The sequence below is a fragment of the Cohnella lupini genome (assembly GCF_003386205.1).
Lineage (GTDB): Bacteria > Bacillota > Bacilli > Paenibacillales > Paenibacillaceae > Cohnella > Cohnella lupini.
In genome coordinates this window covers 630,524-654,594 of record NZ_QRDY01000002.1, presented here as the reverse complement: position 1 = coordinate 654,594, position 24,071 = coordinate 630,524, and the positions used below count along the sequence as shown (strand labels likewise).

At 52.1% G+C, this 24,071-nt stretch carries 24 protein-coding genes and 1 other annotated feature; of the genes, 5 read left to right on the top strand and 19 right to left on the bottom strand.

Translation table 11 applies throughout. From position 1 onward, the window contains the following. Positions 1–150: 150 nt before the first annotated feature. The 8 genes from DFP95_RS06955 to DFP95_RS06920 form a co-directional block, all read right to left on the bottom strand. Positions 151–963: a class I SAM-dependent methyltransferase gene (locus DFP95_RS06955; protein WP_115991835.1), complete on the bottom strand. Its 813-nt coding sequence runs from the start codon at positions 961–963 to the stop codon at positions 151–153. Between the two features lie 31 nt (positions 964–994). Continuing rightward, entirely contained in the window at positions 995–2,623 is a 1,629-nt protein-coding gene (locus DFP95_RS06950; protein WP_115991834.1) for a 2-isopropylmalate synthase, read from the bottom strand. 469 nt (positions 2,624–3,092) lie between these two features. Next, positions 3,093–3,356 (bottom strand) — a binding site (T-box leader). 80 nt (positions 3,357–3,436) lie between these two features. Continuing rightward, positions 3,437–4,492 carry a tRNA (adenosine(37)-N6)-threonylcarbamoyltransferase complex transferase subunit TsaD gene (gene tsaD, locus DFP95_RS06945; RefSeq protein WP_115991833.1) on the bottom strand — a complete coding sequence of 352 codons (1,056 nt, stop codon included), beginning with the start codon at positions 4,490–4,492 and terminating at the stop codon, positions 3,437–3,439. Next, on the bottom strand, positions 4,489–4,986 hold the full coding sequence (rimI, locus tag DFP95_RS06940) for a ribosomal protein S18-alanine N-acetyltransferase (RefSeq protein ID WP_115991832.1): 498 nt from the start codon (positions 4,984–4,986) through the stop codon (positions 4,489–4,491). The genes tsaD and rimI overlap by 4 nt, the downstream gene beginning before the upstream one ends. 1 nt (position 4,987) lies before the next feature. Beyond that, positions 4,988–5,782, bottom strand: a complete 795-nt coding sequence (tsaB, locus tag DFP95_RS06935) for a tRNA (adenosine(37)-N6)-threonylcarbamoyltransferase complex dimerization subunit type 1 TsaB (protein WP_115991831.1) — start codon at positions 5,780–5,782, stop codon at positions 4,988–4,990. Continuing rightward, a complete protein-coding gene (tsaE, locus tag DFP95_RS06930; RefSeq protein WP_115991830.1) occupies positions 5,779–6,297 on the bottom strand; it encodes a tRNA (adenosine(37)-N6)-threonylcarbamoyltransferase complex ATPase subunit type 1 TsaE in 519 nt (172 codons plus the stop codon). The genes tsaB and tsaE overlap by 4 nt, the downstream gene beginning before the upstream one ends. 8 nt (positions 6,298–6,305) lie before the next feature. Next, on the bottom strand, positions 6,306–7,337 hold the full coding sequence (thiL, locus tag DFP95_RS06925; RefSeq protein ID WP_115991829.1) for a thiamine-phosphate kinase: 1,032 nt from the start codon (positions 7,335–7,337) through the stop codon (positions 6,306–6,308). A 106-nt stretch (positions 7,338–7,443) separates the two neighbouring features. Beyond that, positions 7,444–8,259 carry a hypothetical protein gene (locus DFP95_RS06920; RefSeq protein ID WP_245987415.1) on the bottom strand — a complete coding sequence of 272 codons (816 nt, stop codon included), beginning with the start codon at positions 8,257–8,259 and terminating at the stop codon, positions 7,444–7,446. 355 nt (positions 8,260–8,614) lie between these two features. Between DFP95_RS06920 and DFP95_RS06915 the strand changes: the two genes are divergently transcribed. Continuing rightward, positions 8,615–9,361 (top strand): CAP domain-containing protein, encoded by a 747-nt coding sequence (locus DFP95_RS06915; RefSeq protein ID WP_115991827.1) that lies wholly within the window; start codon positions 8,615–8,617, stop codon positions 9,359–9,361. Positions 9,362–9,453: 92 nt separating this feature from the next. Here the strand turns inward: DFP95_RS06915 and DFP95_RS06910 are convergent, their stop codons facing one another. The 3 genes from DFP95_RS06910 to DFP95_RS28840 form a co-directional block, all read right to left on the bottom strand. Continuing rightward, positions 9,454–10,017, bottom strand: a complete 564-nt coding sequence (locus tag DFP95_RS06910) for an FAD-dependent oxidoreductase (protein WP_115991826.1) — start codon at positions 10,015–10,017, stop codon at positions 9,454–9,456. Between the two features lie 105 nt (positions 10,018–10,122). Continuing rightward, complete coding sequence (locus tag DFP95_RS06905; protein ID WP_115991825.1) at positions 10,123–10,311, bottom strand: H-type small acid-soluble spore protein; 189 nt, start codon at positions 10,309–10,311, stop codon at positions 10,123–10,125. Next, complete coding sequence (locus DFP95_RS28840; protein ID WP_181907298.1) at positions 10,308–10,484, bottom strand: hypothetical protein; 177 nt, start codon at positions 10,482–10,484, stop codon at positions 10,308–10,310. Before DFP95_RS28840 ends, DFP95_RS06905 begins: the two co-directional genes overlap by 4 nt. Positions 10,485–10,601: 117 nt before the next feature. On the opposite strand from DFP95_RS28840, the gene ku reads away from it, so the two are divergent. Further along, the gene (gene ku, locus DFP95_RS06900) at positions 10,602–11,474 is read left to right on the top strand and encodes a non-homologous end joining protein Ku (RefSeq protein WP_115991824.1); all 873 of its coding nucleotides are present in this window, start codon (positions 10,602–10,604) and stop codon (positions 11,472–11,474) included. Between the two features lie 484 nt (positions 11,475–11,958). On the opposite strand, the gene DFP95_RS06890 is transcribed toward ku, so the two are convergent. Together DFP95_RS06890 and catR are read right to left on the bottom strand one after the other, a co-directional pair. Continuing rightward, positions 11,959–12,906, bottom strand: coding sequence for an ATP-dependent DNA ligase (locus tag DFP95_RS06890; RefSeq protein WP_181907297.1), 948 nt, complete (start codon positions 12,904–12,906; stop codon positions 11,959–11,961). 143 nt (positions 12,907–13,049) lie between these two features. Further along, positions 13,050–13,370 carry a catDE operon transcriptional regulator CatR gene (gene catR / locus DFP95_RS06885; protein WP_115991821.1) on the bottom strand — a complete coding sequence of 107 codons (321 nt, stop codon included), beginning with the start codon at positions 13,368–13,370 and terminating at the stop codon, positions 13,050–13,052. Between the two features lie 229 nt (positions 13,371–13,599). Between catR and ligD the strand changes: the two genes are divergently transcribed. Beyond that, the gene (gene ligD, locus DFP95_RS06880; protein ID WP_115991820.1) at positions 13,600–14,487 is read left to right on the top strand and encodes a non-homologous end-joining DNA ligase; all 888 of its coding nucleotides are present in this window, start codon (positions 13,600–13,602) and stop codon (positions 14,485–14,487) included. 7 nt (positions 14,488–14,494) lie between these two features. Here the strand turns inward: ligD and cls are convergent, their stop codons facing one another. Next, positions 14,495–15,925, bottom strand: coding sequence for a cardiolipin synthase (gene cls, locus DFP95_RS06875; protein ID WP_115991882.1), 1,431 nt, complete (start codon positions 15,923–15,925; stop codon positions 14,495–14,497). A gap of 109 nt (positions 15,926–16,034) precedes the next feature. Here cls and DFP95_RS06870 point away from each other — a divergent pair, with 109 nt between their 5' ends. Next, the gene (locus DFP95_RS06870; protein WP_115991819.1) at positions 16,035–17,042 is read left to right on the top strand and encodes a M23 family metallopeptidase; all 1,008 of its coding nucleotides are present in this window, start codon (positions 16,035–16,037) and stop codon (positions 17,040–17,042) included. Between the two features lie 6 nt (positions 17,043–17,048). Continuing rightward, positions 17,049–17,489 (top strand): bactofilin family protein, encoded by a 441-nt coding sequence (locus DFP95_RS06865; protein WP_115991818.1) that lies wholly within the window; start codon positions 17,049–17,051, stop codon positions 17,487–17,489. A 19-nt stretch (positions 17,490–17,508) separates the two neighbouring features. Here DFP95_RS06865 and DFP95_RS06860 read toward each other — a convergent pair whose 3' ends face one another. From DFP95_RS06860 to DFP95_RS06840, 5 genes are read right to left on the bottom strand one after another with little or no spacing between them, the layout of a single operon-like run. Next, complete coding sequence (locus DFP95_RS06860; protein WP_115991817.1) at positions 17,509–18,984, bottom strand: lipopolysaccharide biosynthesis protein; 1,476 nt, start codon at positions 18,982–18,984, stop codon at positions 17,509–17,511. After that, on the bottom strand, positions 18,984–20,027 hold the full coding sequence (locus DFP95_RS06855) for a glycosyltransferase family 4 protein (protein WP_147304143.1): 1,044 nt from the start codon (positions 20,025–20,027) through the stop codon (positions 18,984–18,986). Before DFP95_RS06855 ends, DFP95_RS06860 begins: the two co-directional genes overlap by 1 nt. Then, a complete protein-coding gene (locus tag DFP95_RS06850) occupies positions 19,987–21,339 on the bottom strand; it encodes a UDP-glucose dehydrogenase family protein (RefSeq protein ID WP_115991815.1) in 1,353 nt (450 codons plus the stop codon). Before DFP95_RS06850 ends, DFP95_RS06855 begins: the two co-directional genes overlap by 41 nt. A 30-nt stretch (positions 21,340–21,369) precedes the next feature. Continuing rightward, positions 21,370–22,584, bottom strand: a complete 1,215-nt coding sequence (locus DFP95_RS06845) for a glycosyltransferase (RefSeq protein WP_245987412.1) — start codon at positions 22,582–22,584, stop codon at positions 21,370–21,372. 12 nt (positions 22,585–22,596) lie between these two features. Beyond that, complete coding sequence (locus DFP95_RS06840; protein WP_115991814.1) at positions 22,597–24,063, bottom strand: MOP flippase family protein; 1,467 nt, start codon at positions 24,061–24,063, stop codon at positions 22,597–22,599. Positions 24,064–24,071: the final 8 nt, after the last annotated feature.

Here is a 24,071-nt window from a genome sequence, read left to right as displayed (position 1 = left end):
ATCTCTCCACCAGTTGCCCGTCAGCTACGAGGCGACTTGGCTCTTACCTCGACCGGACTTCCACCGGCTAGTTGTGCCTAGCTTGGCTAGGCGCGCTATGTTAAAAAAGACCCCTAAGCAATTTGCTTAAGGGTCACCCGCTCAATGGCTTTACCGCTTCCGACCAATATACATGAGGTGGGCCGAAGCGCCCAGCGAGTATGGACTTTCCGATGCTTCGACGACGAGCCTCAGTATGGCTTCGAAATCCTCGTCACCCTTTTGCCGCCAATAATCCCACTGCTCGGGTGACATCGATCCAACTATGCTTTCCGAGGCGATTAGCTTGATGCTCTCAAACCCATGATCCGCCATGAACGGTTGGATATCCTCGATGCGAGAATAGTACGCGCCGGTGAAACGGCCTTCATCCTTATGGTCGATGATTCCCGTTTCCGCGAATTCCGATAATCCCCGAACCGTATCATTTGGCTTCCAGTGCTCCGGATACATCAAGGACGTCGCAAGATGCTTCAATCTGGGCATGAACGCCACGAAAACCACTCCATCCTTTCTCGTGACCCTTCGCAATTCATTGACGGCTTGAATCCGTTCTTCTTTCGATTGTAAATGATACATCGGTCCAAGCATGAGACAAGCATCGAATTGTTCCTCTTCGAATCGGCTAAGATCCCTGGCGTCGGCAACGTGGAATCCGTTGAATTTCGAACTCAAGCCTAATTCGTTCGCCATTTTCTCGGCTTGGTCGATTAAAGCGGGAGTAAAATCCGCGACCGTTACGTCGTACCCCCAACGTGCCAACGCAAAGGCGTATTTCCCGGGGCCGGCTCCGATATCTAAAACGAGGCCTTGTTCAGGAAGGTTGGATCGGATAAAGCGACTGTTTACGATAAACTCGATTGGCTCTCTGTCTAGCCGCCCCCATTCATCGAAGACGCTGTAATACCGGATTATCTTATCCAAAGAGACTCCCCCTTCTCCGATGAGTTACGGTTCACTCGCCCGATGCTTCCTTGCGGATTTCTCTCGATCTCCTGGCTAAAATGACCCCGTTAACCGCCGAAACGTAAGCTTTGGCTGCGGCCAATATGATGTCCCGATGGATTGCGGTACCGACATTCCGTTGTCCGTCGCTGACAACCGTGACGACGGCTTCTCCCGAAGCGTCCTCGCCCGTCGACAGCGAGTGCAGCTCCAAGTCCTCGAAGACGGCATCGACCGGCATCGCATCGCGAATGCATTGGATGACTGCCTCGAGAGGCCCTTCCCCCGAACCCGTATACGTACGCTCCGTTCCTTCCTCCGACCCGTAAATCGTTACGGATGCGATGCGAGACCGGTTCGTTCCGGCCAACACCTGCAGATCGACCAAGGAATACGGCTGCACGATCGAGTCGGTCGATTCCCCTACCAACTGCATTAGAACGTCGTCCGTAATGATTTTCTGCTCGTCGGCTTTCTCCTTGAACCTGTTGTACAAATCCTCCATCTCTTCATCGCCGAGCTTGATTCCGTATTCCGCGACGCGGTGCTTAATGGCATGACGGCCGGAATGCTTGCCCAGTATAATCATGCTACGGGGAATGCCCATCGCTTCAGGATCCATTATCTCGTATGTGTTGCGGTTCTTCAGCAAGCCGTCCTGGTGGATGCCCGATTCATGCTGGAACGCATTACGTCCGACAATCGGTTTGTTGTAGGCAATCGGAAAGTGCATCGTGCGGCTGACCAACCGGGATGTTTCGTAAATGTGCTCGGTCGCGATTCCCGTCTCGACGCCCATGGAATCTCCCCGGGTTTCGATGGCCATGACCAGCTCCTCCAGCGAGCAATTGCCCGCCCTTTCCCCAACGCCGTTCACGCTGACCTCAACCTGGGTAACCCCATGGCGGATGGCAGCCAAGCTATTGGCGACCGCCAAACCCAGGTCGTTGTGGCAATGGGTGCTATACATGACTTTGTCCCCGCCCCTTACGCCCTGGCGTACTCGGCTGAACAACGGCCCGAATTCCTCCGGAAGCGCGTACCCCATCGTGTCCGGGATGTTGATGATCGTGGCTCCTTCCTCGATGGCGGCTTCCACGACCCTGAACAGAAATTCCTCGCTGGAACGGGAAGCGTCCATCGGAGAAAATTCGATCTGATCGACGAATCGCTTGCCGTAAGCGACCATTCCGCGAAGCATCTCGATGACCTGATCCTGCGTCTTGCGAAGCTGGAAGTCCAGATGGATTTGCGAAGAGGAAATGAACAGATGCAGGCGACGGCGGGCGGCATCCTGCGTCGCCGCAACCGCGGAATCGATATCCGCCTGAACGCAACGGGCGAAACCGCATATTTCCACGTTCTGCAGCTCGCGAGAAATTTGCTGTATGGCTTGGAACTCGCCGGGACTGGAGATCGGAAAACCCGGCTCGATCACATCTACGCCCATTCTCGCTAGTTGGCGGGCAATGACGATCTTCTGCTCGGGCTTCATCGAAGCGCCCGGAGCTTGTTCTCCGTCTCTCAGCGTCGTGTCGAATATCTGGATGCGGCGTTTGGCGGTAGTGTTTACGTCTTCGTTCGCATTAATATTGGCGTTCTCTGGATTAGCTTTCGTTGAATTGGTATTCGTTGTCATCGGTGATAACCTCCTTGGATTTTGCATCCCTTTAGGGATGTTGATCTTTCAAGAGAACGCCGGGCTTGCTATCGGAGCAGAGTATCGGTGCACCGTCTCTTGCCGCCGGATAACGCAAAAAGCCCGTCGTCTCTTAAGGCTAGAGACGACGGGCTTTAAGCCGCCGCGGTACCACTCTGCTTGAAGGGGTTCGTCTTCCGACGGACGAACGATCCTCCCACTTGTGCGCCGGCTGCCATCGTTCGGTCGATGGTCACCGGCGAGCGCCCTGTAGCGGGGGCCAACCGTAGCGATGTACTAGTTCGGGCCGATGCTTAAGCAGTAGCCCGTTCCCTTCCATCGTTCCGCTCCCGGGCGAGTTCGGCTTCCTCATCGGCTGCGTCGCACCAACCCGCAGCTCTCTGATCCCGAGGAAATCCTACTACTCCCGTTCATTGCGTATACAAATATAAAAACCCACTGTCTCTGTATAAGAGACGGTGGGCTTATTTAGCCATCCGCGGTACCACTCTTGTTGATACTTGCCAAGCCGTATGTAAACCGGCCGGAAATATCCGCTTGATCCTGATCACGGGGGTTAACCGTACGAATGTACGCATTCGGCCACGAAATGTCCGATTGTTCCACTCATCCGCTCCCAGGCGAGTTTCAGGCTCCCGTCCGCTGCGTTGCACCATCCCGCAGCTCTCTGGTTTTCCGGGCGTACCTTACTGTTCCTGTTCTTTGCGTTTAGTATCGTATATTCCCGCTTCGGGGATTGGTACTTATTATATTCACCAGAAAATAATCTGTCAATTCCTTTATGCGAGAATATTATACCGACCAATCTTCCAGCGATAAAATAGGCTCAGCCTTCAAATCCAAGGTAGAGAATTGCCCGCGACGCCATTTCAGATCGGCGGCCGCCGCGATCATCGCGGCGTTGTCCGTGCATAGTTTGTTCGGCGGAATAAGCAAAGGCAAGCCCGCTTCCTCGCAAAGCGAGCTTAAGCGTTCCCGCAATCCCCGATTAGCCGCGACGCCGCCGCATAACAGCATCTGATGCGCGCCGAATTCCTTGGCCGCCCGGATCGCCTTGCCCGTAACGACGTCGATGACCGATTGCTGAAATCCTCGGGCTAACGCGGAGAAGTCCGGCGTTTCTCCCTTCATCCGGGAACGGTTGATTTCCGACAGGACGGCGGATTTCAAGCCGCTAAAGCTGAAATCATAGCTATCCGGCTCCAACCAAGACCGGGGAAGCACGATTTCCTCGGTTGCTTCCTGCGCTAGCTTGTCCACGTAAGGTCCACCAGGATAAGGGAACTGCAGCGCCCTTGCCACCTTATCGTAAGCTTCCCCGACCGCGTCGTCCCGAGTACGCCCGATAATTCGGAATTTACCTTCCTCTTCCAAGAGGACGATTTCCGTATGTCCGCCGGATACGACGAGAGCGATCGCCGGATAGACGATATCTCCGACAAGATGGTTAGCGTAAATATGTCCCGCGATATGATGAGTCCCGATCAAAGGTACGTCTAGGGCAAGCGCCAAGCTTTTCGCCGCAACGACGCCAACGAGCAGCGCACCGATGAGACCCGGTCCTTGAGTCACCGCGACGCCATCGATATCGGGCAAGCCGACTCCCGCCTCCCGGAGAGCCTCCTCTAGAATAATCGTAATGCTTTCCACGTGCTTACGAGATGCGATCTCCGGCACAACGCCGCCGAATTGCTTATGCGTCTCGATCTGGCTCGAGATGACGTTCGACAAGATCTCGCGACCGTTCCGAACGACAGCAACGGAGGTCTCGTCGCAGCTTGTTTCTATGGCTAACAGCAAATAGTCGCTTGTCGAAGAGGGCGATACCGCGTCGTTGCTCCCGTTCATGCCTCTTCCTCCCCTGCCGCTCCCGCGAATTCCGTATCATCGATGTCTACCGGCAAGAGATCGGCCCACATAATAAGCGCATCCTCCAGATTGTCCGAATAATAAGCCGGACGGACCCCGGAAGGATAGAACCCCATTTTACGATACAAGGACTGCGCGATTTCATTCGTAACCCGAACTTCCAGCGTCATTCGATTCGAACCCAAATAGGAAGCCGTCTTCATCATTTCTCCTAGAAGCTCTTTGCCGTAGCCCATTCCCCGGTATTTCTCCCGAATGGCGATGTTCGTGATATGGGCTTCATCGATAATGAGCCACATTCCGCCGTATCCAAGAATGACGCCGTCCTGCTCCATGATCATGTATTTGGCGAATAAATTATGATTCAACTCGTTGCGAAACGCTTCGGCAGACCACGGAGCCGTAAAGCACTCGCGTTCGATGTCCACGATCGTATCGATGTCGTTCAGATTCATCAAGCGATAATTCTTCATGTTACTCTCCCCGCGAAGCCGCGATCAGCTTCGCCTCCGCTTCCGCGAGCTGCGTGTAGTTGGGAACGAAGGAATGGACGTCATCCCTTTCCCCTTGCCTGAACCTAAGCTCGGCAAGTTGTCCGACCGCGGCCGCGTCCATATCGCATGCTAACACCCGAAGCCGGGTACCCGATTTCTCGGCTTGTTGGATCGCGGTCAGATGGGTAGCCGTATCGCCGACGAACCAGACGGCGGCCGTGCAGGAGTCCGATGTCGCTTCTTCCTCGATTCGGCTAGCCCAGTCCGAGATCAACCGAATGCCGTCCCGGTCGACCGTCTCCCATTTCCCCGACTCGTTGGCCGCGTACCGCGAGGTATACACTTGGCCTCGGCGCGCGTCCATGATCGGCACGATCCAAGTATCGCGATCCGGCACTCCGTCTTCGTTGGCGGCGCGAAGCGCATTCCATGCCCCGAAGGCCAACGCTTCAAGACTGGACACGCCCATCAGAGGTTTGTTCCAAGCCCAAGCCAGCGTCTTGGCCGCGGTCACCGCAATTCGGACTCCCGTATAAGAACCGGGACCTTGTCCTACCGCGATGGCGTCCAGGTCTTTGCCCTGCAAGCCGTTGCGGGTTAGAAGCTCCTTGATTTCCGATAAAATTCTGACCGAATGATTGCGTTCCGAGAAAGAAAGAATGGAATCGATCAGAATTCCGTCTTTAACGATCGCCGCAGAGAATGCTACGGTCGAAGTATCGAAGGATAGCAACGTCACGGAGCTGTCTTCATCTCTATTGCCTATTGTTTTCATTGCCGCAATCCCTCCTCTTCGACTTGTTGCAAGCCCAATCGGCGACACCAGGATTCGTACTCGATTCCCATGGGCAGGCAACTGATTTTCCTTGATTGTCCGCCTGTCGCTTCCAGCCTGATATGAAGCCTTTCGGGCGGAAGGATCGGAGCGATAATGGAAGCCCATTCGACTAACGTTACTCCGTCGCCGTGGAAGTATTCATCTAAGCCAAGCTCGTCCGCTTCTTCCAACGTGAGTCTATAAACGTCCATATGATAAAAAGGAAGCGACGCTCCCTCATATTCTTTAATAATCGTATACGTAGGGCTATTCACGATTCCGCGAACGCCGATCGCCGCGGCGAAGGCTTGCGCGAATCTCGTCTTGCCCGCGCCTAAATCCCCGTCGACCGCCAATACGGTTCCGGGTACGGCAAGCTTAGCCAACGCTCCCGCGAAAGCGACCGTATGTTCCTCGTTCTCCGCCTCAAGAACGAAAATATTCCGCGAATCATCTGATTGGTTCCGATGCATGGTAAGCCTTATCCCTTCGAAAAATGATTATAACCCCGTTTGTCCATCGGCTTGACCTTGCCGGAAGCCGATTGTATCGCAACTCCCGGTTCGCCCGCCTCGACCTCTCCGATGATAAACAACGGTATTCCTTCCCGTCTAAACCGATCCTTCATAGAATGCTCATGCTGTTTGTCGACGGTACCGAGCAGAACGTAATCTTCTCCGCCGTATAATACGAGATCCAGCGGTTGAATTCCGTGCTCTAGCGCATAGGAAGCCAACTCCCCGGAAATAGGAAGAAGAGTTTCCTTCAACAATAACCTAACGCCGGAAGCTTCCGCTATTTCCCAAGCCTCACTGGCTACTCCGTCGCTCACGTCGTTAAGCGAAGCAGCCCATCCCGTCTCCAGAAGCAATCGGCCCGCCTTCACGGAAGGAGATGGACGTTGGTGAGCCTGCGCTAATCTAGCCGGAATGGAACCAATATTATTCAATAATCCGTGCAAACCTCCAGCCGATAATCCGGTTGGTCCGGTTAGGAAAACGGATTGCCCCGGCCGCGCTCCGTCACGGCGAACCGCTTTACCGGCTTCCACGAAACCCATCAGCGTAACCGCTACGACAAGATGACTAGGCGCCGACGTCGTATCTCCTCCGATTACGGCAACTTGATACTTATCGGCGCACTCGTACAATCCGTCGAATAGTAGCTTCATTCGCTCCGCGTTCCACGCCGGAGGTACGCTCACCGACACCAACGCGAACTTCGGAGTGCCGCCCATTGCCGCAATATCGCTTATATTGGCCGCAAGCGCCTTATAGCCGACATCGGACTCGCTCATCGTCGCGTCCAGAAAATGAACTTCTTCCACCATCGTATCCATCGCAAGAAGCCATTCCGTTGCGGACGTACCGCCTGCAACGACTGCCGCATCATCGCCGATGCCAAGCGTTACTCCCGCTTCGACCATCCACTTCTTCGACTGACGGCCTTCCGTCCAGGCGCGAATGCGTCCGAATTCGTCCAGTGGCGGCACGGCGCTTCCTCTTTTCGTCATTTTGTTCCTTCATTATATCGGGGTGCGCTTGAACATGCAAAGGCCCGCCCGGCTTGCGCCGAACGGGTTTCGACATCCGCGGCGGACCATTATCCCCGCCGTGCGACTATATCCGACCGAAGCTTCGCAACGTACGCAATGCGTTCAACGTAATTATTCCTTGCCAATCCTTCTTGGCAACTTCCCAAGTCTCTTCGTATCTTCCCCACGTCCAGTTCGGGGACCAAGTACCGTCTTCCCCTTGGCTTGCTATTAATTCATCCAGATCTCCGGGAATAACATCTTCATACTTCTTATAATATCTGGACTTCGGAGAGTCGACGATCAAGAGCGGATAACCGCCGTAGCCTTGCCGTTCATCCGGATTTCGCGTAATGCAATTATCCACGAACTGCTCGAGCTTGTCGTCGATAACGGACAGCGCATCGCTTGGCAAAGTTTCCGCGTACCGCAAGTAACATGCCATCTCATGCACTTCGTTCCGTTCGCATCTACCTCTCAGATACTCGACCGCATATGCATTTAATCGGCTAGCCAATTTCGCGCCGTCGGCGGACGGAAAAAGGTTCAAGTACCCGACGATTTCCGCGTTCGGATTGCCCCAAAGGTCCTTGAAAGCCCCGTACTCCCACCAAATCGCCCTCGGCGCCCGATCAATTTCCTTGGGAACGATGTCCCATCCTTTCTTATCGTCATCATAGGAATCCAGGAAGTACCTCATGGCATGATCTATCATCGCATGCTCCCGAACGCCGATCCTCAGCAAGATTTGCATGGCGGTCGTCGTTGCCAATGCGGATGACGCTTCGCATCTCGCGTCCGGCTCGAGTGCATTTCCGAAACCGCCGTCTCCGTTCTGGAATTTCGTCAATTCACCCAGCGCATCATCCGTTGAGCCTTCCTCGAACTCTGCCAGGAACAAAGCGGCTTCGAGCTTCCTCGCTCGCGATAACAGAAAATCCCGCGCCTTCTCGTATGCATAGGTAGATAACGTTTGAATTTCGATCGTCTCCCTTCCGTCTTAAATAATCCATATGCGAATATATATTCGCCTTTCTATTGGCAATCCCTTCTTGCTTTTGCACGAAAATATCCATAAAACGGTTAAATAACAAGAATGAGAATTTTGTAATCATTTCCCTTAAACGTTGTCGCGGCGGCATTAAAGCGCTTTTTCAGTCACTATTGTAAGATTTTATGAAATGAATTCGCTAGGAATCCCTGATAGACTTTGAGTCATTCCGAGCCAATGGCCAACAAAGGGAGGAACAAATTTCATGAAGAAGAACAACAACGGTCTCAAGAAGACTCTCATATTAGGTACTCTAGCACTAGCGATCTCCATTCCGACGGGAGTAGGCGCAGCTTCCGCTGCCAGCGTGACCGGCACGAATGCGACCAAGCTGACGCAAACGCAACTCACGCAGATGACAAGCCGTCTAGGAATCGATCTTAACGCATTGCTTCAACAGCTCTTGCAAGGTCAATATCCGGTCGTGACTAATCCGTCGACAGGTACAAGCAACCCTGGTCACGGGCAACCGAGCGTTCCTTCCCAACCATCGCAACCAAGCACGCCGAGCGTTCCGTCCACGCCATCTCAGCCAAGCACGGGTAACGGTAACAACGGCAATACGGGAGCAGAGGTTCCCGATTCTTCCTTCGCTACTCAAGTCGTGACGCTAGTAAACCAAGAACGCGCCAAAGCCGGCTTGGGAGCGCTGAAAATGTCGAACGCCACATTGAACAAAATGGCGATGGACAAAGCGAAGGATATGTACAACAACGGATATTTCGATCACAACTCGCCGACTTACGGCTCTCCGTTCGACATGATGAAGCAATACGGAATCAACTTCTCGTATGCCGGCGAGAATATCGCCAAAGGTCAACGCACTCCGCAAGAAGTCATGACGGCCTGGATGAACAGCTCCGGCCATCGCGCCAACATCCTAGGCGCCAACTTCACGACGATCGGCGTGGCTTATTATAACGGAGTTTGGGTTCAAGAATTCATCTCCTAGTACCTTGGACGATTAATGAAGCAGTCTTTCATGAAAAAAGGCTTTGCGAACCGCGCTAATGGCGGTTTGCAAAGCCTTTTTTCGTTTATCGGTTATATTTTCAACACGTCGTGATCGACATAACGAGCGCCGTCTATTTCGCTGATCACGTTAATGGCTACCTTCGCCCCGTCGCCAGCGGTGATGATCGTATGCATGCTGACTCCCGCCGCGGTACCCGCAACCCAAACGTTATCGATGCTCGTCTTGCCTTCAGGATTGCATTCCACGATCGTTTTGATTCTCGGCTCCGTTCCGGGAACCGTCCGGATCCCGCTTGCCTCGGCCACTTCGACGAATAGACCCGTCGCGAGAATGACATGCTTTGCTTCGTAGGTTTCTCCGTCGGTTTCAATGGTAATAAACCCTTCCGCTGCCATCAACTTCGTCGCTTTGCCCGTTACGAATTCGGCTCCGAACTTAGTCGCTTGTCCCTTGCCGACGGCAACGAGGTCAGGACCCGCGATTCCGTCCGCTCCGTAATGATTTTCCACCCATGCGCGTTTCGTTACGCTTTGATCGCTGTCGATGACTAGCGTTTTCTTGCCGGCCTTCGCCGTGAAAATCGCCGCGCTTGCTCCTGCCGGTCCTCCGCCGATAATTGCGATATCGTACAAGACAATCACTCCTTCTGGGGATATAAGGAAACTTACCCCATTGTATCACGCGAAGAACCAGCGCTCAAAAAGCCGGCCATTACGGCCTTATCACCCGGCTACAGATCAATGGGAATATTCCTTCAGCCGCTCTACGCCGACCGTCTGAACATCCGTCGGTTTACCTCCGACCTGAACCGTCGCCACACCGTTGTCGACATCCACCTTTTCAATCCACACCGATTGCCCGTCGTCCAACTGCACCGCGATATTGTCGGTCGAATCGTATATTTCCTTGGCTCTCTGCGCGTTCAAGGGTTATCCGCCTCCATCGTGTCGGTCGTCGTCTCCGAGATCAAGCCGTTATGGAGAGTGACTTGTCCGCCACCCAATCCTTCGTTCATCATTCGATCGACATCCATATCGTATACATCTTTGCCCTCATGAATCGAATCCGAGCTTGCTTGCAAATTTTCTTCCGTATCCATCGTAACATCTCCTTTGTCCGAGGTAGCTTATAAACCCTTTCCAATATTCCCTGCGCGGTTGATTTCCATGCGGAGTGGGAACCTTAAGCAGAACAATCGAGCAAAGGAGCTATCTCTATGCACACGGTCTGGAAAGGCGCCATCAGCTTCGGTTTGGTCCATGTCCCGGTCAAAATGTTCACGGCGACGGAGGATAAGGACGTTCATTTGCGCATGATCCACAAGGAATGCGGAACGCCGATCTCCAACGTCCGCACTTGCCCGCATTGCGAGAAAGAAGTGCAATGGGACGAGATTACGAAAGGGTACGAATACGAAAAAGGACGTTTCGTGCTGTTCGATGCGGACGAGCTTGAAGCGATCAAGCCGGAAAATACCCGCACCATTCAAATACTGGATTTTGTCGATCTGACGGAAATCGATCCGCTTTATTATCAGAAGGCCTATTACCTCTCTCCCGATCAAGCCGGCTCCGGCGCTTACAATCTACTCCTTGAAGCCATGCGCCAATCCGGCAAAATAGGTATCGCCAAGATCGCGATCCGAAGCAAAAGCAGCTTGGCCGCCATCCGAGCGGTGGATAATTGCATATGCATGGAAACGATGCATTATCCGGACGAAATTCGATCCCTTCAGCAGGTACCCAACTTGCCCGAGCAAACGACCGTTAACGATAAGGAACTGGTTATGGCCAAAATGCTTATCGAGCAATTGGCCGCTCCGTTCGATCCTAACAAATATACGGACGATTACCGGGTTGCCTTGCAAGCCGCCATTCAGCGTAAAATAGCCGGAGAAGGTCCCGATATCGTTACTGCGCCGTCCGCGGAAAGAACGAATGTTATCGATCTTATGGCGGCATTGCAAGCAAGCTTGGAAGCGGTCAAGCCCGCTGCTTCAGATGATGCGGCCGCCGATACGTCCGGCGATCGCGGCAAAGGGAAGACTCGCAGCACGCGCGGTCGCAAAAAAGAAGGAGCCGTGCCGTGAGCCGTGCAGAAGCCAGTACAACTAACTAGGTTAATTCGAACCCCGGCCGTTACAAGGCCGGGGTTCTGCGTGAGTATCGAATCCAATACCAATTTATCTCATAAAATGGTCGACCGATGCTCATACTAGCTGCTAGAGTTGTCAAGCTTTATAGTTGGAGGTCATTATCCCGATGTCGACAGTTTATATGACGAGCTCTTCGCTACGCTCCGAATGATGCCTATTGCGTTGTACTTGTTCTCCGTTGCCTTTCTCTTCTGGATACAACTGAAGCTCATGAAGAATGCACTAATCCGGGATTATATAACGGTTGGGCTCATACTGACGCTTTCGACCGTAGTCGGATTGTGTTTGGCAATGGGCATTCCGCTCATGAGCCCTACAATGCTATTGGAAAAATGGCTATCGGGTTTCATGCGATGACGGATCGGAACGCAAAAAGCCCCGATCGCGCTCCACGACGGACGGATAAGGAGACTTTATCTTATTGATTCTGCTCGAAGGTACAATCGCTAGCCGCCATGCTTACGTTTATACTTTGAATGCTTGGATGTCTCATCGTTTTCGAAGCCGTCCATTCCATGAATTGAACCTTAACGACTACCATTGGCTTCACCCATACCGCCCCCTTGAATCGACCGGGTTTATTTTCGAAAGGACAGTAAGAAATAATGGAAGGCTTCATATTGCGGGTCAGCTCAATCCAGTCGGCATGAGTCAATTTGCCGGTTCCTGCATGACCGATATAAACGAGCGAATTATTAGAATAGATTCCCAATAAAAGCGAATTTATAATGCCATCTCTATAGGTAAATCCGCCAATTACGGCAAAGAGATCATGGAATAATTTTCTCTTTTGCCAACGCCTGTCTTTTCCGTTGATTAGGTAGCTGCTATCCAAATTTTTTAATACGATACCCTCCATGTTATGTGATTTCATAAGCTCTAATAATCTATCCGAGTCCTTATAATTCTCGACGATCTGGGCTTTATTCGATGGCAGGATGATGTCGTTTAGAATCATCTGTCTTTCACTTAAAGATTTAGATACAACCCAATCTCCATTAAAGAAAAGCACGTCGAAAATCATATAGGTGACGGGAATGCCCGATACGGAGTCCTCTATGCTTTGACGTTGACGTAGGCTATCCCTTCTCATGATCTCGTGAAAGGATGGTTTATTTTCATCGAAGGCAATAAACTCGCCGTCTAAAATAAAGGACTTAGCCGAACAATATTCTTGAGCTGACAAAAACTCGGGATACTGCAACGAACGCTTGTTCAATCGCCGATTGATTAATTGCACGTCTGCTCCGTTGTAATAGGAGAGCATCCTTACGCCATCCCATTTGACTTGTGCGACCCAATTACCGTCTTTAGGCATTCTTTCCGTTCGAATAGGTTCAAAAGGGACAACCGGTTTAAATTCCACTGCATGCAGCCGCCTTCCTAATAAACTCGCCTTGGTATTGTTCCCATTCATTAGGTTATCATTTCAAAACTACTCGGTTCGATGCGACTTTAAAACAAAACCGCCCGCGAGCTGCCGAACACGGCAACATCGAAGGCGGTTAGCTATTGCGAGAGCTGAATCCATTCTCCTGACCAGTTAGAAATGCTATCGAACAACGGAGCCAACGCTTTGCCTTTGTCCGTTAATCGATATTCGATGCGGACCGGCGTTTCCGGGTAAACGTCGCGTTTGACGATCCCTTCTAATTCCAGCTCCTTCAACCGATCGGATAAAACCTTGCCGCTCAGATTCTGCAGGGAGTTCTCGATTCGAGCGAAACGCTGCGGACCCGGAAGCAACTGAAAGATGATCAAAGCCGTCCATCTTTTGCTCAAAATCTCCATCGCTTTTTCGAATCGGGGACACCTCTGATGATCGTCCATGATTTCACCTCGCCTGCTTCTTGTACTTTATATTATACGATATTCCATTGCCACTTGACGAAACCAAATGCTGATCATAATCCCAGTTACATAAAGTAACTATATATCATTAAGTTATAAAAAGAAATGAGATAAAGAACGCAACAAGGACTCCATCATCGCCGATGGAGTCCTTGTTCGCATTTAAGGCCATACTATGCCCATCTTCTAATGGAAAAAGGGGATTGAGATGGCGACGCAGAAAACGATCGTTCGCCTCGGCGAATTCGAAATGGCTATTTCCCATCCGGATAAGCTCATCTGGCCGGAGCTCGGAATCACGAAGTTAAGCTACATCCAGATTCTAGCCGAATTAGCTCCTTACTTGCTGCCCTATTCCACAGGTCGGTATTTAACGACGATCCGCTTTCCCGAGGGCATACACGGCGTATCTTTTTATCAGAAAAACGCCCCGAATCCGACGCCGGATTACGTACGGGTTTCGCCGGACGGCAATATCCGTTACGTAGTCATGGATTCCATCCCAACCTTATTATGGATGGGCAGCCTGTATAGCTTGGAATTCCATGTCTCTTCGGACGAGATAGACAATCCCCTGCCGAATACTTGGATGCTGGATATGGACCCGACTTTAGAGGAGGAGCCCCGGCTTATGGAGGCGACGTCCTTGGTCGGCCAGCTGCTGGATTCGCTCGGTCTCCATGCGGTGCCGAAGACGTCCGGTGCGACCGGCGTTCAGATCGTCATGCCGATCGAAAGAGGACCGAGCTTCGACGATCTGCGCCGCTTCGGCAAGTTCGTATCCGAATACTTAGTTGCCCAGAACCCGGGATTATTCACCGTCGAACGGTTAAAGAAGGACCGCGGGGACCTGATCTATCTGGATTATCTCCAGCATTACGCGGGCAAGACATTACCGGCTGCTTATTCCCCGCGCGCGCGCCCCGGTGCCACCGTTTCCACTCCTCTTGCTTGGGATGAGGTGCGACGGAACGTCAAACCGGCGGACTTCCATCTTCTGAACATCCGGGAGAGGCTTCGGGAGCACGGAGATCTGCTCTCCGCCGCGCCTCGGCAATCTCTTGCTTCCATTCTGAACCAACTGCCGTCTAAGTGAAAATCGGCTACAGCAAGGGAGACAATATACGCGCCATCGCTTCCTTGAATTTCTGCTTGCGCGGCCGCATCAGGAACTTCTGCAGGTTAATCTCTTCGCAGTCCTCCAGATCCTTCAAGAAATCGCCTTCCACTTTCGCTATGGCTTTCGGATCGAACAAGTGGGCGTTGATCTCGAAATTGCTGAAGAAGCTGCGCAAATCCATGTTCGCCGAGCCGACGACGGCAACCAACTTGTCCACGACGAGCGTCTTGGCATGGACGAAGCCTTTTTTATATTGCCATACCCTAACGCCTGACCGCATCATCTCCTCCACATAGGACAAGGTTGCCAGATGAACAAGCCAGGTGTCGGGGATGTAAGGGATAATAATCCGTACGTCCAAGCCGCTCCTTGCCGCGTCGTGAAGCGCCATCGCGATGCTCGCGCTCGGGATGAAATAAGGCGTCGTCATCCATATCCTGTCTCGCGCGGCGGTGCTCATCGCGAATACGGAATCGTGAATCGCGTCCCCTTTCCGGTTCGGCCCCGCCGGAACGATCTGTACCGCCTCGAAGCCCGGGCATTCATGATCGGGAAAGTAGGCAGGTACGTCGGGCTTCTCCCGGGTCGCGATCTCCCAATCTTTCAGAAATACTTCTTGAAGCCAATAGACCGAATCCCCTTCCAGCCTCAGATGGGTATCCCTCCAATAGCCTAACCTCGGATTTTTGCCGACGTATTCGTCGCCCACGTTGATTCCCCCGACGAAGCCGATCTTCCCGTCGACCACGATAATTTTACGATGGTTACGATAGTTCATCCTTTTCTTCAAGAAAGAAGGCCTAAGCGGAAAGAAGCATGCGCATTCCACACCGCCGTCCCGAAGAATACGGATGTACGAGTCGCTGAGCTTGATGCTTCCGATTCCGTCGTACAGAAGCTTAACCTTTACTCCTTGCTTCGCTTTCCTGATTAACGCTTGCTGGAACTCCTTGCCGATCTCGTCGTTTCTTATGATATAGGACGAGAGATGGATGTGATTATCCGCGTTTCCGATCGCTTTCAGCATCGCTTCGTACGTATCCATGCCGTTATTGTACACTTCGCTGCGATTTTTCCCGGAAATCGGAAGCTCTCCTCCTTTAAGCAGCGCCCGAAACAATCTTGTCCTAGAAGAGAAGCCGGTCTCTTCCGGCATCTCCGTAACAACGGTAACGTTCGAGCTCATACCGAGAAGCTTCGCCCTTCGGCGCTGATCCCGGCTTGCCCTCTTCCTCGCTTTCCTGCTTCTGCGAAACTCCGTGGCCAGGAAATAATACAGAATAAACCCGACCAGCGGGAACAGAAACAATATAAACAGCCATGCCGTCGCATGCGCCGGTCTGCGGAATTCGAGCAAAAGGATGGTCGCCGCCTGAAAAATAAAGATGAATAGCATAACGCTGAGTACAAGCACGATCATTCAAGTAGCCTCGCCGTCTCTTAATGATTTATAGGAATGAAAGAAAGGTTCCAAGAATAAATAGCATTAGACTAGGTTAATCTTGAACCCGAGAGGAGATCCGATGGCGCAAAGGAAACGGAAACCGAAATGGTCGCTGCTCCTCATCAGGGACGCGGAACGGCGGGTCAAACAGTTCAAGGTGTCCGGGAGAACGGTCGTATTCTTGCCCGTCGCCGCCGCCGTGGCCGTTGCCAGTAGCTTTGCTTTTCTCCAACTGAAGTCGGTCGGCCGAATTCACGCTTTGGAGGATCGGCTTGGAAGCAGCGCGCTTAAGCATCGCAACGAACTGGCCGTCAAGACCGCGGAGATTCGTTCCCTCGAGCAGGAGATACGCGACTTGGATGGGCAAAACGAGCTATTCAGAAGCCGCATGGACGAAATAAGCGAGCTCGAAGCCAAGCTCCGTCAATTCATAGGTAACCATGCGGACGGTACTTCCGATGAGAGCCGGAACGTTGCCGAAGTTGCCGCCACCGCATATTCCGCCGCCATGGGGACTGCCAGCGTCGCGGTCTCCGACGCTTCATCATCCGACATCGTGTCCATTGCCGCCATGGAATCGAACATCGCGGATTTCTCCGAGCTGTCGCGAATGCTGGACGATATGGCGATATCGATGGCGGAAGGCTTGCGGAAGGCTGAGCTCAAGCGCGCGGAAATCGAATCGTTGCCCTCGGAATGGCCAACCGTGTCGAGGAGATTAACCTCGGGCTTCGGATATCGGAGCGATCCGTTCACGGGAAGGTCCGCTTTCCACGCCGGGGTGGACATTACCGGAGAGATGGGCGATCCCGTTTATGCGGCCGGAGACGGCCAAGTTAAAGAAGCGGGATTCAATCGCACACGGGGTAATTATATCATCATTACCCATCGTGACGGTTTGGAATCATGGTACATGCATTTGAAGGTCATCGAAGTGAAGCCGAATCAACGGGTTAGCCGGGGAGATCTCATCGCGGAGATGGGCAATAGCGGACGAAGTACGGGGCCGCACTTGCACTTCCAAGTCGTCGCCAACGAAGAACCCGTGAACCCGTTGCCTTATTTGCGAAAGGTGAAGGAGGATTGAGGGAGCATGTTCAAAGAGGGCAGGAAAGCGGCGAACGGGGTGACCGACACGTTGATCGGAGCAGGTACCGAAATGAACGGTCATCTGAAATCTATAGCGGGAGTACGAATCGAAGGCGCTTATCACGGAGATATCGAGAGCAAGGGCGATATCGTCATCGGGGAAGGCGGCATGGCCAAATCCAATATAACCGCCAGGGACGTCACGATCGCGGGTAAAGTCTACGGCGATGTCCACACCAAAGGCAAATTGATCATCACCGCGACGGGGCAGCTGCACGGAAATTCCCTAGCCGCGATCCTTCTCGTTCAGGAAGGCGGAATACTTAATGGCACTAGTCATATGGAACGCGAGGAACCGCGCCAGAACCACGGCGCGGAAACGGCTGAAGTCTCTGCTTCGACGGGCGGCAACTCCTCGGACAGAAAGAAGAAGCAAGCGGGGTAGTCCCGCTTGCTTCTTCTCTTTAAACACCCGCTTTAGCGGTATCTTTCGTTCGGGCATTCCTTCGAATGAACGTATTGACGAGAGCGGCGAGTTGATCGTAACCTGCTTTATTCGCCAGTCTGGAGCTTCCCAAATAAGCTGCGATAAGGACAATGACCTTAATAATGAGTACCGCGAGTATTGGAACTCCGTCCGTGATGGCCATCGATGCCAAGCCGTATCCGAATCCCATTCCGATCGCGCTTGCCGCCGAGGGCAAGAAGCAAAAGATGAAAGTCTTCCATTCCAATACCAGCAGCTTGACGACCAAGTAGCTCCTAATGCCGAGCACGATCAAATTCTCGATAACGACGGCAATGCATACCCCCCTGATGCCGTATTGAGTTCCCGCATACATGAGAACGAAGACCAGAGGGAACATGGCGGAAAATAACTTCAAATCGTAGTCCGGCCGGCCGAGACTCTTGAAGAGTGCGCCGCTAGTCGTACCCAGACTGGACAATAGCCCTGCTATCATCAAGTATTGCATAATGGTTGCGGACGATATCCACCGTTCTCCATATAGCGTCATTACGAAGTCGTGTGATAAGAGGCTTAATCCTACGCATAGCGGGAACAAAAAGAACGATAGGGTTCTCATAAGGGCCTGATACTTTGTCCTCACCGAAGGCAAATCGTTCTGTATCCTCGACAAGTCCGAGAATACGACGCGGGCGACCGCTCCGGACACGGCATTCCGCACCAGAAAAGCCCAATTGAACGCCATCGCGTACAAGCCCAACTGCTTGCTGCCCATCGTTTTACCGATCAACAGAAAGTCGGCTACGCTGCTCGCGTAAATTAAAATTTGCGAGAGTATGATCGAGGAACTGTATTTAAGCATTCCCGCAAAGATAGAGACATCGAACCTTCGGCCGAACAACTGCTTTCTATCTGCTCCGGTAAGCAGGAAGATCGACTGCAGAGCAGGTCGAAACAAAAATTTCGACGTAATGGCGAGCAAAGGATAACCATTGACGGCAAAAGCGATAGCGATCCCTCCGCTTAAAGCTTCGCTCCCCATGTCGATAACGGCCAAATTCTTATATCGCATGTTTTTCTGATTAAGGGCTCTCGCGGTAATTCCGAGCGAGCCCAGCAAGACGCCGATCGCGATGTAAGTGACGATCGTCCTGATGTCGGCGGCGTGATAGAAAACGGAAAGCGGACCGGCAATGCCGAATAGCAACGCGGACAGAATAACCGAGATCATCAGGTTCATCCAATGCACCGTGGGAAGGAACGCCTCATCCGTATTCTGCTTGTATACGAGGTAAGAGCCCATCCCTACCTCCTGAACGACGAGGATCAGCCCGGTGAAAATCGTGGCCATTCCGAGCAACCCGAATTGTTCGGGAGACAGCAGCTTAGCGAGAGCGATATTGCCCGCCATCGCGATGGCTTGGGTCATAACCGTCTGGACGATGGACCACGCGGAGTTTCTCGCGAACGACATTATTCCGCCTTCGCTTGTCTGCCGTATGCGTTCAGAAGAAGCTCGGACACCTTAGTCCAATCGAGCTCTTCCAGCTTGCGTTCGTATGGCCTTTTATTATCGAACATCGTTTTCCTGCGCATCATCTCGGCCATGGAGTTCGTTAAACCGTCCGGTTCCGAAGGGTTATACAAAATCGAGGTTTCCGGCGTCGTGTATTCTCTTAACAGCCCTATATCGGGCGCAATGACCGGCTTGGAATAGGTGAGAGCGAGGATAGCCGTTCCGGAGGTCGTAATATTGCGATAAGGTAATACCAGGCAATCCGAGCTCAGGACATAATCGGCCACCTCGGAATCGTCGACGAAAGAAAGGGAGAGATGGACCCTCATATCTCTTTCCGCCGCGGTCCTGATCGAAAACTCGAGATCCTGCGAAGGTTTACCCGCGATCAGGAGATGTACGCCTTCATCGCTTAATTTCTCGAAGCTGCCCAGAAGCCGATCGATTCCCTTGTATGGAGAGATTTGTCCGATGAAAGCGAAGAGATATGCATTCTTCGGGATTCCGAATCGCTCCCTCACGTCTAGTCCAAAGCTGGGATAGGCTTCCTTGTAGTGCCCATGGGGAACGATTAGCATTTTCTTCTCGGTTGCCTTGAAATTTCGAACCAGCTCCTCCTTGACGGAAGCACCCATCAGAATGATTCTCGAGCAGAATGCGCAGAGAAAAGTTCGCATAAGTCGGTTAAACCTGCTTGGGCCGCCTTGATGCGGCCAAACGTTATGTACGGTCCATACGATCTTGATTCCCCTGATCCTCAAATAAGTCAATAATAGGACGAATGCGGAAGACTTGAGTAAGGTCTTCATACCGTTATTTCCCGAGTAGTTAAAGCTCGGCCAATGAAGGTGGAGAACATCCCCGCGTTTCATCTTATAGAAGGTTCTCTTATCGAAAGCCTTCACCGAAATCGCGCGATTCTCCAAGGAAGCGACTAGCAGTTCGATATATTTGTTTCCATCAAGCCTTATCGGCAGCATGAATACCGTAATGGTTGCCACCTTCTTTCGTTCGTTCGGACTGCGGTCTTCCTACGGAATAATATTTGAAGGCGGCAATTTCCTTGCTCTGCTGATTAAACACGTTTCTGCCGTCGAACAGAACGGGCTCTTTCATACCCTTAGCAACCTGACTCAAGTCTACTTCGGCGAATTCCCGCCATTCCGTCAACAAGCACAACGCGTCCGCATTCTCTGCCGCGGAAACCGCGCTATCGCACCAAATAATGCTCGAATGATCGAACAATCGGCGAAAATTAGCGGTAGCCACGGGATCGTAAGCTCTTACGAAAGCTCCTTCGGCGACCAACTCTTCTATGATATCCAGCGAAGGCGCCTCTCGAACGTCATCGGTATTCGGCTTGAACGCCAGTCCCCAAATCGCGATCGTGCGTCCTTTCAGGTCGCCGACGAAATCATGCAGCTTGCGGAGTACGTTATTCCGTTGGTCTCTGTTAACCTCCACTACAGACTTCAGCAGCTTGAAGTTATAATCCACGTTTCCGGCGATCTGGATGAGCGCTTTCGTGTCCTTCGGAAAGCAGGAACCGCCGTAACCGATGCCCGCGTTCAAGAACGCGGGTCCGATGCGCTTGTCTTGTCCCATACCTTGAGCCACCTGGCTGACGTCCGCGCCTACTTTCTCGCAAATATTCGCGATCTCGTTAATGAACGATATTCGGGTCGCTAGGTACGCATTCGAAGCGTACTTGATCATCTCGGCGCTGCGAACGTCGGTTACGAGAATGCGATCGGTCAAAGGCCGATGCAATTCAACGACGATTTTCGCGGCTCGTTCGTTATCCGTCCCGACTACGATGCGATCGGGGTTAAACGTATCCCGAATAGCGGAGCCTTCCCGCAGAAATTCGGGGACGGATACGACATGAAACGGATGGCTGGTCCGATCGTAGATCCAGGATTCGATTTTGCCGTTCGTTCCAACGGGCACCGTGCTTTTGGTCATGATCACTTTATATCCGTTTAGCGCTTCTCCGATGGCCGATGCCGCTTCTTCGATATAGCTCAGATCGGCTTCGCCGTTTGGCAGCGACGGAGTTCCGACCGCCAGGACGACGATATCCGCGTTTCTCACCGCTTCCGTCGTATTCGTCGTGAAAGCGATACTGCCGGTATCCAAGTTACTCCACAGCATTTCCTGCAGCCCGGGCTCGTAGATTGGGATTTCGCCTTGTCGAAGCTTATTTATTTTCTCCATATCCTTATCCACGCATATGACTTCATTCCCTAATTCGGAGAAGCATACCCCCGTTACCAATCCGACGTATCCTGTTCCTATGACAGCCAGTCTCATATCCGAGCTCCCTTCCATCATCTCTCTATATCACGCGCCCCGAAAGGATCGGGCTTCTTCATTGGCCAAGCTCAATCCGAAGGTCAGCAACAGCTCGGCTTTAGCCTCCCATGACTGCATTCTTGCCGCTTCTATAATCCGTTCCTTCACGATCCCGTTCGTTGCTATCTTCCGAAGTACCTCGTCGACCTGCTCGATGAATTCATGCTTCTCCTTGTAGAAGAAGAGAAAATCCTCCGTTCTTCTTAGAAGTTCCGCCGTCGCGGTGACGACCGTCGGCAATCCGGCAGCCGCGTATTCGTACAGCTTCATCGGACTCCTGCCGGCGTTAGCGGCGTGATCGGACATCGGTAGCAGAGCCAGATCGGCATGATGCAAGAAGGAAGGCAAACTAGCATACGGATGGGCGCCCATGAAAAAGAGGTTGGACAAGGTTGCCGTGCTTTTTGAAGTGGTATGGGGTCCGATAATAATGACGCTAAGCTCGGGACGAGCAACAGCTAGTTCCCTGATGGCGTCCAGATCTAGCCTATCGTCTACCGCCCCGATATAAATCGCCCTCGGCCTAGGAATATCCTTAAGCTCCGTCGGCTCTTCGCAAGATTTCGCGAAATGCTCGAACTCTACGCCGTTTTCCAGAATCATGCCCGGTAATTCCGGTCTATATTTTCGGATATTCTGATAAACCGGCCCGGAGGTGGCCACGATTCCATGCGCCCGGCCGACAATGTCTTTCTCCGCCCACTCCACCGTCCCATCGCCGAGCATGTCAGCGTAATTATCCGTCGGTCTGTACACGATAGCCTTGGCATTCAAATAACGATCGATTCCGGCGAAACAGGGCTGATCGATGAATAGCAGATCCACGTCTTGAAACCGGTGGAGCTTGAACATTTTCGATAAGCTTGGAAAGGCCGTGAAGGAGACGAACCAATTCCGTCCCCGTCTTCGGAGCAGATTTCCAGCTAGCTTCCAAGGAACCCAAGTGAACGGAACGCAATGAATAATCGATTGCTCGCCCGCCGTTTTCCCGGTGTTCAACCAATGCTTGAACCGGCTCTTAACCGACTTCTTGTACATTTGAAGCAAGTGGAGCGGCGTTACGGAGGTGCTCAGATGCAGCACCCGATGTCCCCTCTTAGAAAACTCTCGCGCCAGATGATGGGACCCGACAACGAACGGTCCGCCGATGTACGTGTGGCTGACGAACATGATGTTCAGCGGTTTCTCTCTTTTCTCCAACACGACCAGTCCTTCCTAGGCTTGTTTCTTGGAATACTTCAGCAGCGCTTTTACGACCAAGCGCCTGACCTGTTCGCGGTTAAAAAAATAGAGGATCAGTCCGTAAAGAACGGCGCCGAATACGATCTGCAACCCAAGAATGACTACTTGCGCATAATGAGCGGAAATGATCTGCCCTATTCCTAACACTCCAAGCGACATAATCATGCTATACGAGATTCCCGGAAGCAGACTTCGAGCGTAATCCGACAAGCAAGCGCCCAATAAACTTCTGATAGACAGTCTGTAATGTATTCCGAAAAGTATGATTTGAGCGGATAAGTAGGCGATAGCGACCCCTAAAGCTTCCCCGTAATAGGCTCCTAAAGCTAATGCTGGAAAAATAACGGTCAAACTGACGACCGTGTATTTAAAAGCGATATCCGCCCTGCCTTTGGCTAGCAGCAAGCTGGATGTGTACATAATAATGGAACGAATAAGCAGCATTCCCGCCAGTATTTGAATAATCGGAATGCTCGGAGACCATTGGGAACCGAACGCGAAAGGGACTAGATAGGGAGCCGTAACGATCAACCCTAAGAAGATAGGAGCGTTTACGTAGCTGACCACGCTCGCCATCCCAAGGAATCCTCTCTTTAACGCGTCGACCTGATCTTGCATCTTCGCGAGGAGAGGCAACGAGATTTGCGAAAATAGAGGATTCAGCTTCTGGACGGGCATCGAGCAAATCTGAAAAGCGAATGTATAATAACCGAGTTTTTCCGCGCCTAGCATTCGGCCTAAAATAATATAGTCTAGATTGGAAATGATCGTTTGAACGAGATTAGAACCCATTTGATACATTCCGAAGCTAATGTATCCTTTAAGATCTTTGCGGGAGAAATGCCAGCCGGGCTTCCACCGGCGCCAGCCTACGGCCGCTAAACAAACGGATTTCAACAGGGCGTTAGCCAGATGAGACCACACTAACGCGTATACCCCGTACCCTAAGTAAGCGCCTGCTAATACGACGAAGAATCCGATCGAAAAAGCGGCAATATCCACCTTGGCGAGATAGTCGAACTTTAGCTCTTTTTGAAACAGTACCTGAAACTGCTGGCCGATCGCCGGTATGAAGCACAGGAATGCCATGAGGTGCATAGGTCCGACTAGTTGGGGTTCTTGATAGAAGCTGCTGGCCACCGGAGCAAGAAACCATACAGCTAAGCAGGCAGCCGCTCCCGCGACCAAATTTAATAGATACAAGCTGGACAGTTCATTGCGCGTTACGTTCTGCCTGTGGATGATGGCGTTGGAAATACCCAAGTCGTTCATGGATAACGCAAGAAAAACGAATACCATGATCATGCCCATCAACCCGTAATGTTCCGGCTCTAACAACCTGGACACGATGACGATCTGCGCAAGCTGAATGACGATAGATATTAAAGTGGAGAAGCTTGACCACTTCATGGCCGTAATTCCCTTGATTCTTAACGACATGTCATTCC

Bases quoted from the DNA above. Each gene is read 5' to 3' on its own strand.
- DFP95_RS06850 (WP_115991815.1), bottom strand. From the start codon at position 21,339: ATGAGACTGGCTGTCATAGGAACAGGATACGTCGGATTGGTAACGGGG.
- DFP95_RS06870 (WP_115991819.1), top strand. From the start codon at position 16,035: ATGGCGCAAAGGAAACGGAAACCGAAATGGTCGCTGCTCCTCATCAGG.
- ligD (WP_115991820.1), top strand. From the start codon at position 13,600: ATGGCGACGCAGAAAACGATCGTTCGCCTCGGCGAATTCGAAATGGCT.
- DFP95_RS06865 (WP_115991818.1), top strand. From the start codon at position 17,049: ATGTTCAAAGAGGGCAGGAAAGCGGCGAACGGGGTGACCGACACGTTG.
- tsaB (WP_115991831.1), bottom strand. From the start codon at position 5,782: ATGAAAACAATAGGCAATAGAGATGAAGACAGCTCCGTGACGTTGCTA.
- ku (WP_115991824.1), top strand. From the start codon at position 10,602: ATGCACACGGTCTGGAAAGGCGCCATCAGCTTCGGTTTGGTCCATGTC.
- DFP95_RS06915 (WP_115991827.1), top strand. From the start codon at position 8,615: ATGAAGAAGAACAACAACGGTCTCAAGAAGACTCTCATATTAGGTACT.
- DFP95_RS06840 (WP_115991814.1), bottom strand. From the start codon at position 24,063: ATGTCGTTAAGAATCAAGGGAATTACGGCCATGAAGTGGTCAAGCTTC.
- catR (WP_115991821.1), bottom strand. From the start codon at position 13,370: ATGGACGATCATCAGAGGTGTCCCCGATTCGAAAAAGCGATGGAGATT.
- DFP95_RS28840 (WP_181907298.1), bottom strand. From the start codon at position 10,484: ATGGATACGGAAGAAAATTTGCAAGCAAGCTCGGATTCGATTCATGAG.
- tsaD (WP_115991833.1), bottom strand. From the start codon at position 4,492: ATGAACGGGAGCAACGACGCGGTATCGCCCTCTTCGACAAGCGACTAT.
- DFP95_RS06860 (WP_115991817.1), bottom strand. From the start codon at position 18,984: ATGTCGTTCGCGAGAAACTCCGCGTGGTCCATCGTCCAGACGGTTATG.
- thiL (WP_115991829.1), bottom strand. From the start codon at position 7,337: ATGACGAAAAGAGGAAGCGCCGTGCCGCCACTGGACGAATTCGGACGC.
- DFP95_RS06950 (WP_115991834.1), bottom strand. From the start codon at position 2,623: ATGACAACGAATACCAATTCAACGAAAGCTAATCCAGAGAACGCCAAT.
- tsaE (WP_115991830.1), bottom strand. From the start codon at position 6,297: ATGCATCGGAACCAATCAGATGATTCGCGGAATATTTTCGTTCTTGAG.
- rimI (WP_115991832.1), bottom strand. From the start codon at position 4,986: ATGAAGAATTATCGCTTGATGAATCTGAACGACATCGATACGATCGTG.